This window comes from Citrobacter sp. FP75 (assembly GCF_018342065.1).
GTDB lineage: Bacteria > Pseudomonadota > Gammaproteobacteria > Enterobacterales > Enterobacteriaceae > Citrobacter.
In genome coordinates this window covers 640922-655510 of the sequence record NZ_JAFDOE010000001.1, presented here as the reverse complement: position 1 = coordinate 655510, position 14589 = coordinate 640922, and the positions used below count along the sequence as shown (strand labels likewise).

Sequence of the window (14589 nt, the reverse complement as noted above, 5' to 3'; positions counted from 1 at the left end):
GCTTACGATCCGTTGAATGCCAGGGCGATGCCGTTTGCAATGGTGGTTTTCATGTTCTGCCAGTAGCGGTTATCCAGCCAGATAGCTGCGGCCAGATTTTCCGTTGTGTCTGGCTGGCCTGGCAGATAATGGCGGCGCAACTGCATGTACTGCTCTAAGCCGTTGCGCTCCACGGATGCCAGGCGGGCGCTTATTTCTTTACGAAAATTTCAAGCTGCGGTGCGTACTCTTTGTTGACCTCGCCAACAATCTGAAGCGCGGCACCGGGATGGCGGAGAATTTCGCCCAGTGCCTCTTTATCCTCTTTGCAGACAATGCGCATTAAGTAGCTGTGCGCGGGTGCAACTTTATTGTCCATCTGCATTTCATTGATGAACTTGTTATATGCAACCTCATTTGGGTTGAAGGCAATATCTTTCCCGGCAATAGCCAGAATAATACCCTTTGCTTTATCCATTTTTTAATTCCCGTTAATTTGTTTTATCGACTTTAAATTTTTGCCGGATCCAGATTTCAATAATCTGATGACCGGCGATACCCATTGCGGAACCTGCCCCGCATATTGCCAGCGGTGAGGCGTCGGGGTATTTAATCAGAATAGCGCCCGCAGACAGGGACAAAAACGACCCCAGAATTACGCGCCCGATAAATAGCCCCGGTGTAATCTTTTCGTGATTGTTAAGTAACTTACCAATCTGAATAAATGCGCCTACCGATAACAACAAAAGAATATCTTTCGCTGTTGACTGCAATTACGCCACCTTATTAACCAGTTCCGATTCAAGATACGGGATGCCGTTAATTTTCACGAAATCCGGACTTGTCACCAGATACTTAAATTTATGCGTCAGAATACTGCCGCCCTTTGGATCGTTATCCAGCGGTGTGGTGATCAGGAACTTGCAGCCAAAGGCTTCAATCTTCAACTCTTCGTCTCCCGCTTCGCCGTAGAACATCAGATCCTGTTCCGGGATGCTGCGATAAGAACCGGCAGAAGACGCCAGAGAGATAATTTTTTTAAACTCTTTGGTGCTGATCTCGATATCACCGGATGCGGAAACATCGCCAGCGACCCAGCCATCAGGCACACCGCGCGTGGAAGCGGCGGCGGTATTGTCGGTAATGTCCAGGCCGATTTTTTCCAGGTGGACCAGTTCGGTACCGATATAAACATCAATTGACTGACCCGAAATACGCTGCGCCATTATGCGGCCTCCGTAGTGGTAATGCTGGTATCCAGCGCAACGGTGACATTGATAACCGCTGCGGAGTTGTACGGGCGCACAACCAGATAAATATTTACATGGCTTGAATCCACCCAGGAGATCGTGACGTCGCCATCCAGCGGCGGTTGCACTTCTCCGGGGAACTGGACACCGTCAATGGTGACGCTCTTTGACATATCCCGCATCACGCCTGCAAAGTAGGTTTCATTTGCGGCGGTGCTGCCTGGTGTGCTGTTCAGTGAGCGATTTTTGATTTTGGGGATGGCTTTCAGGCGCACCTGACGGCATACCTTGTCCGTTACGCGGACATTTTCAATGATGCCGTAATTCCCGTTCTCAACATCGAGCGTTACCGCATCGGCCCAGTAGCAACCATCGTAATCGACATACCACATCGGCACACTGAAGCGCGCCTCATTGAGCGCCTGAAGGTGCGACAGCTCAATCTCTTTGCCTGTGCCGTCAACCGGCAGCGTGGACTGACTGATACTGACCAGCGGCCCCGTTGCCACACGCGCCGGACTGTCCGCCACGGTGACGGAGGACTTACACAGACGACCGGCCAGCGCGCCCGGATCGTTTTTCCACAGGAGTGGTACGAGCTGCACCGAATAGGCTGCAATACCATCCTGCAAAGCCGTCATGCGGACGATATAGTCATCCCATGATTCAGCATCCTGCGGACCACTAACAGACATCACCATCCAGCACCAACGGCTGTAGGTATTAATCAGCGTGGTGCGCAACGTAGCGGCGGTGTTGATAATCTCCGGATCGGAAAACTCACCACTAAAGACAATCCCGGCGCATGACGCTGTTTTTTGCGAGGCGATCACAGCATCAACCCAGTCGTCCGGATCGGTATCATCCGGCGCAAGGATTGCGGCCCATGCGCTCCAGTCGGAGGTGGCGTTATTCATTGCCGCCATTACACCGCGCTTAAGTTCGTGGTCTTCCTCCCCGAACACTTCATCAAAATCCGTTTGCGCATTCAGGGAAATCAGTTTCCCGGTGTTGGTGTTGGCATGGCCAACAAACAGCACCTTATTTTCAATACTGGTTGACGACCCCTGCAATAAATTAGCCTGATCGACAACCACGGCGGGCCATGTCATACCTTCCCCTTCACATCCTGCGCTTTGACGTCCCAGCCGTAGCCTATGGCCTGAAGCTGGCGCGCCAGCGCGTTGTTAAACTCTTCATCACTCATGCCCAGAAACTGGCGTGGCGGGAGTGTGACCGCCCATGACGCTTTGGGGGGCTTGCCCTCTTCAGTCGTCAGCTTGTTGATGATCAGGCCAGCCTGCGCCTTCGTCAGCTTCTCCTGGATCTCTTTGTATCCGGGCTTTCGCCAGCGCTTACCCTTCTTGACTTTGTAGTCCAGACTCCGCAGGCGTTTAGCCTGGCGAATCGTGCACGGTTCATCACGTTCCGCTGCGGCCTGCGTACTGCGCGTTACCTGCCGCCTGCTTATGGTGGCGCTCATGCCATTTTGCTGCGCGCCGCCCACAATGCCCGCGGGTACTTTTTTGGCTCCGTTACGGTATGCACCACCCTGAAGATAAATACGCACAGCGCTTTGCTGCTTCAGATCGCGAATATGCAAATGCTTTGGCATGCCGCGCAGCATCTTGCCTTTGCGCTTCGTTTTGCGCTTTTCCCATGCCTGCCCGTCCGGGCTGGCCTGCTGCCTGACGTGGCGCTTTGCGGCAGCAATCCCGCCATATTTGGCCAGACGCCACAACAGGCGCTGACGTTTTGCGGGAGGCAGCGCCAGCTCCGCCAGCGCCTTACGCAGTTGTTTAAGCTGCGTCCGGCTAATCTCGCCTTTAAACTCGATCATCAGGCACTACCGGCGCACCAGCCATGCCAGCACCAAATACCGTGCCGCCCGTGGCGGTCCAGACCTGCGGATCAACGAGTGACCAGCGCTTACTATCAAACGGAATCACCCCGTCTTCGTCCTGGACAATGCACAACTCCTCAGCCAGCGGCACCGTTAACGCGACAGTGGCGTATTCCTGCGTATCAAGGGAAATATCCCAGTCCGGCTCACTCTCTGAAATGCCAACCTGTGACATTAAGTTCTGCGTCTCTTCGTCTGACCATGCCGTCAGTAGCGCAAAGAGCAGGCGCGGATCACATATCCGGTACGGGAAACGCTCCCAGGTAAAAATGGCGTCATATTTGAGGATGGATAACCGGTACTGATTCAGCCCCAGATTCTTCTGGGCGGGTATCACCTGCAGATCATCCATTTCGGATGTAAACGCCATCATTGCCCGTTCCGGCAGATTGTCGGTAAAGAATGCTGTCAGTGAATCCAGCCGTGATTGTGCTGTGCTCATATCATTCTCACCGTTGCGCGCGGCAGTCCCTTAACTGCGCGAATAACCATTGATGCTTCCGCGATCAGCCCGTTGCGCGTGTCCGCACTTTCCTGCCCTGGGTGTGACTCGCGCCTGCCAATGCTGGCAAACTCCCCCATCAGATCGGCTTTTGCCAGCGCGTAGACCGCTTTTTTGTACTGGCCACACAGCAGGTTAGTGCCGTCGATAACGATCCCCGGCACAGCGGCGGCGGTTGCGTACCCGCTGCCAATGTTGCTGTCACTGACTGACTGCAATTTACTGTTGACCTCACCCGCAGCGGTTATCAGTGCCTGGCCAACCGTCCCGGCATCAATATCGGGTGGAATACTGCGCTGTTCCTGAAACTCTTTCAGGCTCAAATCTGGCCAGAACCCATCATTTGTTAATGTGGCGTCCTGGTAATCAATGGGTGTTCCGCTAAACATGCTTAAGCTCCCGAAAAAGGCGGTCTGACCGGTTTCCACGATGCAATGCACCAGAGTGATTCATCTCCACCGCGACCGCCCGGCTGTCGGTAGTCGTTACAGTTCTGCTTGCGTCAGTTCGCTTTCATCAAACCAGCGATCAATGGCGCGGCCATCTGCGGCAAGTAAATGGACGTAATACTGATTTTCGGTATTCGTGTACTCGGCGCGGCCTTTGATATGGCCTTTTTCACCACTGATTGTTGCTTTTACAACGATACCCAGCGGGTACTTAAATTCTTTAGACATGTGAATCTCCTGATGGATGGCGCGAAATGCGCCGGTGGTATTCGTTGTTTCTGCCTGCATACACTGGCTTGCGGTAGCCGCTATTTATCTTGCCGTTTTCGCCAAAATATCAGCCTGACAAGGGCGATAAACAGCCAGATAATAAATGCCAGCTTCCATGTCACCGGAATGGCCAGAGAGGCAAACCCGGCAACCGTCACGCCCCACGACCAGACCCAGATAAAGCCATAAACCAGACCAATGGATATAGCCACGAGCAGAGCAAGGAGTAAGATCCCCGCAAAAATCATGCCGATGGCTTCAAATAACCCTTTACGCTTCATTCTGCTTTTCCACTTTCCAGCGCCCTGATCCGGGCGGCAATTTGCTTTCTCATTGTTCCCACGCCAATGGCGCGGTGAAAGGCTGCAGCTTTCTCAAGCAAGGCGTCAGCCTTCTTAAGCGTGTCAACATCGTCCACTGCGGTGGCGCGCGGCGCGCCTGCGTCATCACGCAGCAGCAAAAGACCCGCCGCCTTGTACCACTTGGCGGAAATCTCTTCATGGAGCCGCCATTTTTCTGCCACGTTCCGGAAGGTGCGGGAGAAATACGGCTCCACGCTCTCCCCCAGTTCGGTGGCGGTTGCGGCCCATGCAAAAATTGAGTCGGCCACAAAGGCGGTAAACGTTCGCTTAAGGCGATCGGGTGTCTGTTGTCCCTGACTGATGGCTATGTCAGCCCAGTCCAGCGCCTGATCGAACTCTTCCACGTCAAACAGCCAGACAATGCACCACGAAAACACCAGATTCTGGTAAACCTCGCCAGCATCCAGGTACTGCTGCGCAGTGGGTAGCCACTTTGGCAGCAATATGGTGCGCTTCATTTCCACGCGGTCACAGGTGCGCGGTTGCGTACGTAACGCTGCAATGTCCCGCTCCAGTTCACGCAGTTGCACGTGCAGGCTGTGACCGGATGTAACCGGCTGATGCCTGGCCAGCGCCTGCGACAGCATGACGCGCTCTTTGTGTTTCTGGGCGGGAGACAGCATTGTTAAACCTCCGCGACCGGCGCGCTGTTTTCGGCGATCTCTTCCAGACTTTCCGCCATGCTTTCAAGCACTGGCTCGCCAACTTCGCCGATGGTTACATGGCTTTCGTCGAATGCCGCGTACAGCTCCGGATACTCAACCGCATAACCTTCGTTACGCAGGTATTTGTTTTCGTACTGCTTGCGGTCTTCCACAAACTCCGTCTTACGCTGGCGGGTATTGCGCTGCGTGTAGATATGGAGGTTTTTCAGCGTGGTCACGACCATGCGTTTGCCCGGCATAAACGGCGGCACAAACGCCTTGCGACCTGCAACAGTCTTGCTCAGCATCTGCGCGGCAAGGTTTTCTGTTGGGGTAATCGCTTCCTGATAGAGTCGGTATTGCTCAGCGGCGACCAGGTCGCTACCAACCAGCACAACCAGGCGCGGATCATTGCGGTACTGCGGCGGAATCAGCGTATTGACCAGATCTGCGGCCATCGAGTCCAGAGTGGCATAAGTACCGCCCTTACCCAGCGTCACGTCATCAATAACAATCTGTGAGCCGCCATTGTATTTGCGGACAATTTCCTGCCAGCCGATGTTGACGTCTTCGCCGTTCGGGTTAGCTTCTGGATCGGTAGTTGGAGCCACGGACAGGCCGTTAAAGCCAATGCGCAACATATCCGCCGCAAAGGCTTCGTTTGTTGCCTGCTGGACCAGCTTGAAGAACTCTTTATCCGTGCCGCCCGCGTTCGCCCAGGTAGACAGCAGATCCCACGGCAGTGCCGCGCCGGAATCCGTTTCAACCAGTTGATAAGTGTTACCATCAACACCTACGGTACGAATAAAACGCCCGCCCGCCTTACGGCCTGTAAACAGTGCGTTATTACCCACTGCGACAACCTGGCCATTAAGCTGATCCACGTCAGCGCAAAAAATATCCTTCAGGAATGCGGAGGACTCGATCAGCGCTTTGCGCAGTTGCGTTTCAACCGGGTTAGAGAGGGTGAAAAACTTCGACGTATCCGTCGCGTTGTTGGCTTTTGCCAGGCCCGCACAGTATGAGTTCATAAACTCTCTGGCTTGCTGGTTTAAAAAGGCCATAAAAACCCCTGTCCGTATTTATATAAATACGGAAGTAATTAAACTCGTATTCAGTTTTATTAATTAAAGGAACTGAAAATCCTTATTGGAACCGCCAGCCGGATTCTTATCCGGTTCCTTGGTGATCAGCTCTTCCATCTTTTTAAAGTTCGACAGAATTTGAGGGAGATTCTCACGCAGATCGGCAAATTCCTTTGTATCCATGACCGTTTTAAGTTTATCAACGGCGTCATTCAGGGAGGTAATTGTCGATTCAATTTCGTCCACCACTTCCGCCAGCGCGTTCACTTTATCGTCGCTGGATGGCGTTTGCTCGCCGCCGCTGCCATTGTCTGCAAAGTTACGCTTTGGATCACGTTCTTTGAGGTTAAACAGGCTGCGCCACGTTTGTTTACTTTTATCAGCAGGCAAATTTTTATCCTTTTCAGTTATTTCGGCCAACTCATCAAAAGCGATAGCTCTGTAATCGCCAAAGCGTGAATTGGCCCCTTTATTGAACTGCAATCGAGTGGTTCCGACGCTGGCCGGTGAGTTGGTTACACCCAACCCTTCCAGATAACTCTTGCCCGTTCCGCGCCAGTCTCCGTCTGGGGTAAACTCCGCAGAGCTAAACACCAGTTGACCGCCTTTAACGGCGTGAATCAGATTTGGTTCCGGACAAAGACGCGCATAAAGGCGCATTATCCCCTCACCGTCCTCTTCCGCCTTAACTTCCAGTACGTGCCCCAATGAGCCATACCATCTTTCGTGTTCGGGCCAGATCTCCGCCGTATAAACGGATGAGTCGTAAAGCTCTGCCGCCTCAATAATCCATTCGCGCTTAATAAGGCGATTGTCTACCGTTGGCCCTTCCTGACAAATACAAAGCCAGCGCGTCATTAATTGAGACACTATTTCCTCCGGCTTACCTAATCAACAGGAAGGATAATAGATGTTATTTTTAACGCTTACGACAAGATGAATTCTTATTAATTCGGATATCAGCCCAAAACCGAATACAGGAGAAGTTATTTTAAAAATAACGCCAAAATAAGCGGCATAATTATCCGCATGGGAAAATATTCAGAAGAATTAATAGGCGTTGCGAAGTCGCTATACCTGCGACGTCATACGCCGAAAGAAATAGCCAGTGACCTTAATCTGCCCGGCGCGCGGATGATCTACTATTGGGCGGAGAAATTTAACTGGGCCGATCTGCTCAGTTATGAAACCACAGAAGAGGCGATAGAACGGCGCTACCAGCTACTGGCCAGCAGGGACGGTAAAACCGATCTGGAGCTGCGGGAAATGGATATCCTCATTTCTCATGCCACCAAGCTGCGCGCGCAGGCCAACAAACATAAAGAGAAACTGGCAGAAGCCAAAGGCGCGCGGTCCGGTAGTGGTACTGATGAGGATGCCGATCCGGACGGTGAACCACGCAAGAAGCGGAAATACCGGAAAAACGACGTTTCCGGACTGACAAAAGAAGATTTCGACGCCTGGGCCGATGAAAACCTTTTTGGCTACCAGAAGCACATGCGCGCCAATATCGGTCAGGCAGTCCGCAACATACTGAAGAGCCGCCAGATCGGCTTTACGTGGTACTGCGCATTCGAGGCCTTTGAGAATGCCGTGCTGACCGGCGATCCACAGATATTCCTTTCCGCGTCCAGACCACAGGCGGAGTATTTCCGCAGCTACATTGTCAATATTGCAGAGAAGTATTTCGGCATCACACTGACCGGCAACCCGATCAGACTGAGCAACGGCGCGGAACTGCGCTTCCTGTCCACCAACAAGAACACGGCACAGTCGTACAGTGGACACCTGTATTGCGATGAATATTTTTGGGTGCCTAACTTTAAGCATCTTAACGATGTGGCCAGCGCAATGGCCACACACGACAAATGGCGCATCACTTACTTTTCCACGCCATCAGCCAAAACACATCAGGCTTACGCGTTCTGGACGGGTGACGACTGGCGGCGCGGCAACAAAAAGCGCCAGGCTGTTAAATTCCCGTCATTTGACGAGCTGCGCGACGGCGGCAGACTTTGCCCTGATGGACAGTGGCGCTATGTCGTCACACTGGAAGACGCCATCGCGGGCGGCTTCAACCTGGCCAGTATCGACAAGCTGCGCAACCGGTATAACGCCTATGTGTTTGCCATGCTGTTTATGTGTCAGTTCGTTGACAGCCAGGATGCGGTGTTCTCTTTCTCCGATCTGGAGCGCTGCGCCGTTGACACGGCAACCTGGCAGGACTTTGACCCTAAAGCGGCGCGGCCATTCGGCAACAGAGAAGTCTGGTTAGGCTATGACCCGGCGCGCAGCGGCGATACTTCCACACTGGTGGTTATCGCCCCGCCGCTGGTTGCCGGTGAGCGATTCAGGGTGCTGGAGGTGCATCACTGGCAGGGAATGAATTTTCGCTACCAGGCGGCGGAGATTAAGAAGGTTTTCGGGCGGTATAACGTGGCTTATATCGGCGTCGACGTTACCGGCATTGGTCAGGGCGTCTTTGAAAGCATTCAGGCATTCGCGCGCAACCGTGCCACCGCCATTCATTACGGCGTGGAGACCAAAAACCGCCTTGTACTTAAGGCGTGCGACGTTATCGAAAGCCAGCGCATTGAATGGGACCAGGAGCACACAGAGATCCCGGCCGCATTTATGGCCATACGGCGCACCACGACGAAAAGTGGCAACGCAATGACCTTTGTTGCGGACCGCAGCATTGAAACCGGCCATGCTGACGACTTCTGGGCTATTTCTCACGCCATAGATAACGAGCCGCTGGAGTACGAGAACAAACCCAAATCCCGATGGAGGCTGTTAAACGCAGCATGAGCAAGAAAAATAAACCCAGAAACATGCAGCAGGCTGCGCGCCCTGCCGCGCCAGCGCGTACTGCGGGCCGCGACTCAGATCGCAAGATGAGTATTATTACCTTCAGCAAGCCAGAACCGATCCTGACAACCGGAACGGACTATTCCGGCCTGGTGCATGACGACGATGACGGGCATTACACGCCACCGATCAACCGGCTGGCGCTGGCGCAGCTCCCCAACCTGAACGGGCAACACGGCGGCATACTCTACGCCCGCAGTAATATGGTGCTGTCTGGCTATCTGTCCGGGGGACTGACGCATGAGCGCATGAGCGCAGCTATCTTTGATTTTCTGACATTCGGTGACGTGGCCATTGTGAAGGTGCGGAACCGCTGGCGGGAGGTTGTCGGCTTACTGCCGATACCATCACTCTACATGCGCCGCTGCAAAACCGGTGAATTTATTGTACTCCAGGAGACAGATCCCCTTGTTTATCGCCCGGAGGATGTCATTTTTCTGGCGCAATACGACCCGCAGCAGCAGGTTTATGGCCTGCCGGATTATATCGGCGGGGTTCACTCCGCCCTGCTCAACAGTGAGGCGACCATCTTTCGCCGTCGCTACTATCACAATGGTGCGCACATGGGCGGCATCCTCTACACCAACGATCCCAACATGACCGATGAAGTGGAAGAGGAAATTGCAAAGCAGCTCGAAAGCAGCAAGGGGATCGGCAACTTCCGCACGGTGCTGGTCAACATCCCGAACGGCGGACCAGACGGCATCAAGTTTATTGAAATGGGGGATATTTCCGCAAAGGACGAATTCGCCAACATCAAGAACATCAGCGCCCAGGACATTCTGAACGCTCACCGGTTCCCGGCTGGCCTGGCTGGCATTATCCCGGCATCAGCGGGTGGACTGGGAGATCCGGTAAAAACTCGCGCCACATACCATCATGACGAGGTCGCCCCGGTGCAGCGGCGCCTCATGCGGGCGGTAAACGACGATCCAGATATTCCGCCATCGCTTCACCTGCATTTTTTATCTCTTGATAGTAAGGATAACAGCGGCTCAGGGGGTATCAGTGAGTAATAACATGCTAAAATCGCGGCGAAGAAACTCAAAAAGGCGCTGCAATATGCGAGTTTTAAAGGTCAACTGCCCGGAGTGTGGCGCGAAGTGCATCATTAAAAAAACCGTATGGAAGGATAAGACGTTCTCTGACGTTTATCTTGCCTGCTCAGAGGTTGAATGCGGTCACACCTTCGTAATGAATCTCACTTTTTCGCACACCCTAAGCCCCAGCGCGAAAACCGGTGACAGCCTGCTAAAAGCCCTGCTGGGTTCCCTTAGCGGTGCGCAGCGACAAATGGCGCTGGACCTGCTTCAGCCTGCCGCAGTATGAAGAAGCCCCGCGATGCGGGGCTTTTGCTTTCTGGTTCCGGGTTAAAAATCGCGCCCGCCGACAAATGATGTTTGCCGCTCGAATCGGTCTAACTCGCGCAGCATTAAAATTAGCTTATCCATAACCCTTAACCTTTCATCGCTGCACTCGTGGCTGCAGTAACCACCCAGTCCGCTACGCAATATAAACTCTATATCTTCACGTGTGAGCGTTCTGCTCAGAGTGAGCTGATACTCTTCAATCGGAATCTGCACCATCACGCGCGGTTTCATTGCCGGTATTCTGGGGCCGCTTGCGGGGTGGAATGGCTGGCGCTGGTTGATCATATATTTAGACATTACGACCTCCCTTTGCGGCACAGCTCTGCGTAACCATTAAAGAAAAGAACGACACCCTGAAAGGTGTAACAGGCGATCAGAATAACCCACCATAATGGCCATAAAGCAAAACCAAGCAGCCAGCTAGTGAAATCGCGCTCAGGGTGGTAGCGGCTCACCAACCCATAATTGATAAAAGAGCCGATCAGGTAGATTGCAATATAAGTAATCATTCCACTGACTCCCCCAGATAGCTAAGCGAACAGATCGCGGTAACGGTGCAATCATTGGCTTCGCCAATCAAAATCATAAGGCCCTGGTATGATGCGCGGTCACGCACCTTGTTAGTTGTACCGATGTATCCCGCGCGGGTGTATTTCACCATTTCGGCATGGTAGTGATAGCAGTGGATCACTTCTGGTGCTGGCTTCATTTTCTGCTTTAGCTCATCCGCCACTTTGCGCGGGTCGCGGGCTAAATCCTCAATGCTCTGCGCAAATGGTGTTTTGACGTGTTCTCTCGGCTCGCCGTCTTGCGGTTCCGGCCAATGGCGCTGTTTATTCACAGCTAGCTTTTCGATCATAGCCCTGGTGATAAGCTCGTCAGAAATCCCCATACGTCTCTGAGCATCCCACAGCAGAAATTGCATATCAGCCCATTCGCTCAGGTCATTGGGTTCTGCGGCCGCTTCAAGCGCTTCTTTGCTGAGGTGCTTCAGTGGCCCAATAGGGCCAACATTGCCGAAAGTGGCATCCGACCATTCGGCATGTTCACGGCGAATGCGCTCACGTTCTGGTGCTGGTTGCGTGGCGGCGTAGACTTTGGTTCCTATTGGTAGCCCCTTTAAGTCCGACTCGTAATAATCAATATCGCGACCATCGCCCCCTTCATAGATCGACTCAATAATGTAGCCGATAGCCTCCGCGCTATCAGCCTTACGGCGTTCCCGTAGCTCGTGCGCCATTGATATTTCCTGCAATGTTGGCGTTACGCCATCAACAACACCGGATAGTATTTCTGTTAAATCTGCATCTGTTAACGGGCTATTAATCATTGCTATTATCCTCACGGCAGTAATGACGCCCTTCTGGATCATCGGTTACACATCCGCATTCACTACAGGTAAATTCATCTGGAGGCGGTAAGGTCGAATCCTCTTCCGGCTCCTGGCGGTCATGTAGTCGCAATCCAGCGCGGGCGAACATTTGGCGCATCATTGCTCTGTACATACCCTCAATCTCCAGTGGGGTGCGGTGCTCAATATTTGAAATGCGGGAAGGCATAATGAAATCAGTGTGCTCGCTGTTTAATTCCCGCAACTCCAGCACCTCTTTTCCCAGTGCTGCCGCCTCTTGTGAGGTGCAGTTCTCTCTATCCCATCCTGAATAGGCGATTTCTCTCACTCGCAACTCTGGTAATTTATTGTTTTCCACTTAATTAACCTCTTGCTGTGTAATTTTCTTCCAGTGGCCAACCGGATCCCGGCCAGCCTCTTGCGGCGACACTCCACCGCGCTTCTGTGCCCTGCGCATTGCGCTTGCCAGGCGTTCCGATTTACCCGGTAATTGCTGACGAAGACCGCCGCCAGGTGTTACCTGGTAAATGACTTTTCCCTCTCTTAATCGAGCGCCGCGTGCTAATGACTCGGCTTGTGCCCGCGTTATGGATATTCCCTGGCTTTCTGCCGACTGAATTACCCGCATAACGCGTGTTTTTTGCTCTGGTGGCGCATGATCGCCCGTTGAGCGGTTTTTAACCCCCGTACAGTTATTGACAGAACTCCAAGGGGCGGCGTTGCCGCCAGAAAAACCCGCCTCCGCTGGCGCGGCGGCTTTGGGAACCATTTTCCAGGTGGTGGTGCGGGTGCAGACTTCTGACCCAATAGAGAGTGGTGAATAGATACCGTCAACGCGCTGGACGTCCTCCGCGTATTCGTTGCCCATTTCGGTGATTTTGTAGGTAAGACGAACAACCAGATCCCGGCGCAGTACCAGCGGCCCGCCCTGATGGTGCACATATGCCGCCCAGTCGCCCACGTCTGCCGCCGCTAACACTGCATCCATACGCTGATCGGCAAGGGTAACGTCACGCAGGCGGCGCAGCTCGCGCCAGACAGTGACCGGTGCGCCGCCAATTTGTTGAAACTGACGGATGCGCCAGCGCGATGCCCACGCAGAAACATGCTTCGCCATGTCGCGAAGGTTTTCGCCTGTTTCGTCGGCCGCTTCCCCGTCCAGCGCGTATCCATCAATGTTTTTAGAGATGTATTTCGCAATGTAGCCTGTTGCTGTGCCCTTCTCCGGATCAATCAGCTCAGCATCAAAACGGGCGTTGCGGGCGTCTTCGCTCGTCAGTTCACTGGCATCTTCGCGGCAGGCGTGGGTGCGCATAATGCCGGTCATCGCTTCCCGGTGTTCCGGGCGCATAAACAACAGCAGGTGCCAGTGTGGTGTGCCGTCGTGATGTGGCTCGACGACGCGAAAACCGAACGTGCTGATCTTGTTACGCTTCAGCTCTGCGCGAATGCGCGCCCATACGCCGCACAGATAGCGCTGCGTATCGCGCGGGCTGGAGCCGTTCCACTGTTCAACAAAACCGCCTTTGCTGTGGGTGCTGTGATAGCGTGACGGCGCGGTTATGGTGTAGAAGACGCCTACACAGCCCTGCTCATTAGCAAGGTCTTCAAAGCCACGCATGCGGGCCATCAACTCATGGCGGCGGATCGCAGGGTTGGCCACGCTACGCGCCACTAAATCCATCATGTCAAAGCGCTGGCCTTCGTCATTCTCCAGTTCAAACTTTTTGAAGAATTCGCGGTTACGGCGCTTTTGTTCGGTCCATTCGTTCAGTGTACTGCGCGAGACATACGCAGAGGCGGCGCGCTGCACCTGTCCAACGGAAATAGCCAGATGCTCGCGCATGGTGTCGCGGCGGCGCTTTATGCGACCCTGCCACCATCGTGGCGAGAGCATGCGCAGTAATCCGCACTCAGCCTTGCGAGGTGTCAGTGTGCTCTGGCACCAGTCATACCAGTACGGCGGCACAGTGCCGCAGTCCTTTGCTTCATTGGCCAGTGCGGCCCAACAGACAATGGCGCGGCGCTCCAGTTCTTCGGCATCGGCTACTGCGTTATCAAAATTGCGATCTATGAAGCTATGGAAGCATTCCCCCAGATACGCAGACACACGCCAGGCAAAGTCTTTTATCTGTGCCCGGTCATAAGATGGCAGGGATTCAAGATTATGGCGGAACGGCGAAAGCTCGGAATGGTCACGGCGGTAGGTGTTCGTGACGTGGCGCAGGCGTGGCAATATATTTTTACCCAGTGTTGTGCGTAAAAACATATTGGCATGACGGCGACCGGCCTTGCTGGCCTTAAAAATGCGGGTGTAACGCTCGCCAAAATAGCCCGCCAGATAATCCGGCAGGCCGTGGAGAAACTGGGCGCGGTAGTCGTGGTCTTCGCTGTTAACTTCCCACAATTTACGTTCAGTGATGGAGATATCACGCGGCGCACCGCGTGAAAATGCAGTGCGCTGCCAGCCCTTAATGGCGTGATGGTTGCCGTTATAGTCGGGCTGTATTTCCGGTTGTGGCGGCAGGCCGTAGCCGAATGATGCAGGGATCA

At 53.7% G+C, this 14589-nt stretch carries 20 protein-coding genes and 1 pseudogene; 3 read left to right on the top strand and 18 right to left on the bottom strand.

Features of this window, described 5'->3' with window-relative positions:
* Positions 1-2: 2 nt before the first annotated feature.
* From JQ822_RS03080 to JQ822_RS03020, 13 genes are all read right to left on the bottom strand, one after another.
* On the bottom strand, positions 3-173 hold the full coding sequence (locus JQ822_RS03080; RefSeq protein ID WP_213132993.1) for a DUF6890 family protein: 171 nt from the start codon (positions 171-173) through the stop codon (positions 3-5).
* 17 nt (positions 174-190) lie between these two features.
* Positions 191-457: a putative phage tail assembly chaperone gene (locus tag JQ822_RS03075; RefSeq protein ID WP_213132227.1), complete on the bottom strand. Its 267-nt coding sequence runs from the start codon at positions 455-457 to the stop codon at positions 191-193.
* Between the two features lie 13 nt (positions 458-470).
* Positions 471-752 carry a phage holin family protein gene (locus tag JQ822_RS03070; protein WP_213132226.1) on the bottom strand — a complete coding sequence of 94 codons (282 nt, stop codon included), beginning with the start codon at positions 750-752 and terminating at the stop codon, positions 471-473.
* Complete coding sequence (locus JQ822_RS03065; RefSeq protein WP_213132225.1) at positions 753-1205, bottom strand: phage protein; 453 nt, start codon at positions 1203-1205, stop codon at positions 753-755.
* Positions 1205-2341 carry a DUF2586 domain-containing protein gene (locus JQ822_RS03060; RefSeq protein WP_213132224.1) on the bottom strand — a complete coding sequence of 379 codons (1137 nt, stop codon included), beginning with the start codon at positions 2339-2341 and terminating at the stop codon, positions 1205-1207. The genes JQ822_RS03065 and JQ822_RS03060 overlap by 1 nt, the downstream gene beginning before the upstream one ends.
* Positions 2338-3069 (bottom strand): hypothetical protein, encoded by a 732-nt coding sequence (locus tag JQ822_RS03055; RefSeq protein ID WP_213132223.1) that lies wholly within the window; start codon positions 3067-3069, stop codon positions 2338-2340. Before JQ822_RS03055 ends, JQ822_RS03060 begins: the two co-directional genes overlap by 4 nt.
* Complete coding sequence (locus tag JQ822_RS03050) at positions 3056-3574, bottom strand: phage tail protein (RefSeq protein WP_213132222.1); 519 nt, start codon at positions 3572-3574, stop codon at positions 3056-3058. Before JQ822_RS03050 ends, JQ822_RS03055 begins: the two co-directional genes overlap by 14 nt.
* The gene (locus tag JQ822_RS03045) at positions 3571-4023 is read right to left on the bottom strand and encodes a head completion/stabilization protein (RefSeq protein WP_213132221.1); all 453 of its coding nucleotides are present in this window, start codon (positions 4021-4023) and stop codon (positions 3571-3573) included. The genes JQ822_RS03050 and JQ822_RS03045 overlap by 4 nt, the downstream gene beginning before the upstream one ends.
* A 96-nt stretch (positions 4024-4119) precedes the next feature.
* A complete protein-coding gene (locus JQ822_RS03040; RefSeq protein WP_213132220.1) occupies positions 4120-4311 on the bottom strand; it encodes a hypothetical protein in 192 nt (63 codons plus the stop codon).
* Between the two features lie 80 nt (positions 4312-4391).
* Positions 4392-4634: a hypothetical protein gene (locus tag JQ822_RS03035; RefSeq protein ID WP_213132219.1), complete on the bottom strand. Its 243-nt coding sequence runs from the start codon at positions 4632-4634 to the stop codon at positions 4392-4394.
* Positions 4631-5338, bottom strand: coding sequence for a phage terminase small subunit (gene gpM / locus JQ822_RS03030; RefSeq protein ID WP_213132218.1), 708 nt, complete (start codon positions 5336-5338; stop codon positions 4631-4633). The genes JQ822_RS03035 and gpM overlap by 4 nt, the downstream gene beginning before the upstream one ends.
* A gap of 2 nt (positions 5339-5340) precedes the next feature.
* A complete protein-coding gene (locus tag JQ822_RS03025; protein ID WP_213132217.1) occupies positions 5341-6423 on the bottom strand; it encodes a phage major capsid protein, P2 family in 1083 nt (360 codons plus the stop codon).
* Between the two features lie 63 nt (positions 6424-6486).
* Positions 6487-7314, bottom strand: a complete 828-nt coding sequence (locus JQ822_RS03020) for a GPO family capsid scaffolding protein (protein WP_342344224.1) — start codon at positions 7312-7314, stop codon at positions 6487-6489.
* Positions 7315-7473: 159 nt separating this feature from the next.
* On the opposite strand from JQ822_RS03020, the gene JQ822_RS03015 reads away from it, so the two are divergent.
* Genes JQ822_RS03015 through JQ822_RS03005 form a run of 3 tightly spaced genes read left to right on the top strand, consistent with a single transcriptional unit; the run spans position 7474 to position 10644 of the window.
* Complete coding sequence (locus tag JQ822_RS03015) at positions 7474-9255, top strand: terminase large subunit domain-containing protein (RefSeq protein ID WP_213132216.1); 1782 nt, start codon at positions 7474-7476, stop codon at positions 9253-9255.
* Between the two features lie 23 nt (positions 9256-9278).
* Positions 9279-10331 (top strand): phage portal protein, encoded by a 1053-nt coding sequence (locus JQ822_RS03010; RefSeq protein ID WP_244848752.1) that lies wholly within the window; start codon positions 9279-9281, stop codon positions 10329-10331.
* 46 nt (positions 10332-10377) lie between these two features.
* Positions 10378-10644 (top strand): ogr/Delta-like zinc finger family protein, encoded by a 267-nt coding sequence (locus JQ822_RS03005; RefSeq protein WP_213132214.1) that lies wholly within the window; start codon positions 10378-10380, stop codon positions 10642-10644.
* A 41-nt stretch (positions 10645-10685) separates the two neighbouring features.
* Here the strand turns inward: JQ822_RS03005 and JQ822_RS03000 are convergent, their stop codons facing one another.
* From JQ822_RS03000 to JQ822_RS02980, 5 genes and pseudogenes are all read right to left on the bottom strand, one after another.
* On the bottom strand, positions 10686-10982 hold the full coding sequence (locus JQ822_RS03000; RefSeq protein WP_213132213.1) for a hypothetical protein: 297 nt from the start codon (positions 10980-10982) through the stop codon (positions 10686-10688).
* Entirely contained in the window at positions 10982-11194 is a 213-nt protein-coding gene (locus tag JQ822_RS02995) for a hypothetical protein (protein WP_213132212.1), read from the bottom strand. The genes JQ822_RS03000 and JQ822_RS02995 overlap by 1 nt, the downstream gene beginning before the upstream one ends.
* Before the next feature lie 272 nt (positions 11195-11466).
* A pseudogene (locus tag JQ822_RS02990) lies at positions 11467-11772 on the bottom strand (DUF550 domain-containing protein); the annotation flags it as partial.
* A 235-nt stretch (positions 11773-12007) separates the two neighbouring features.
* Positions 12008-12394, bottom strand: coding sequence for a hypothetical protein (locus JQ822_RS02985; RefSeq protein WP_213132211.1), 387 nt, complete (start codon positions 12392-12394; stop codon positions 12008-12010).
* Positions 12395-14587, bottom strand: coding sequence for a replication endonuclease (locus JQ822_RS02980; protein WP_446715004.1), 2193 nt, complete (start codon positions 14585-14587; stop codon positions 12395-12397).
* Positions 14588-14589: the final 2 nt, after the last annotated feature.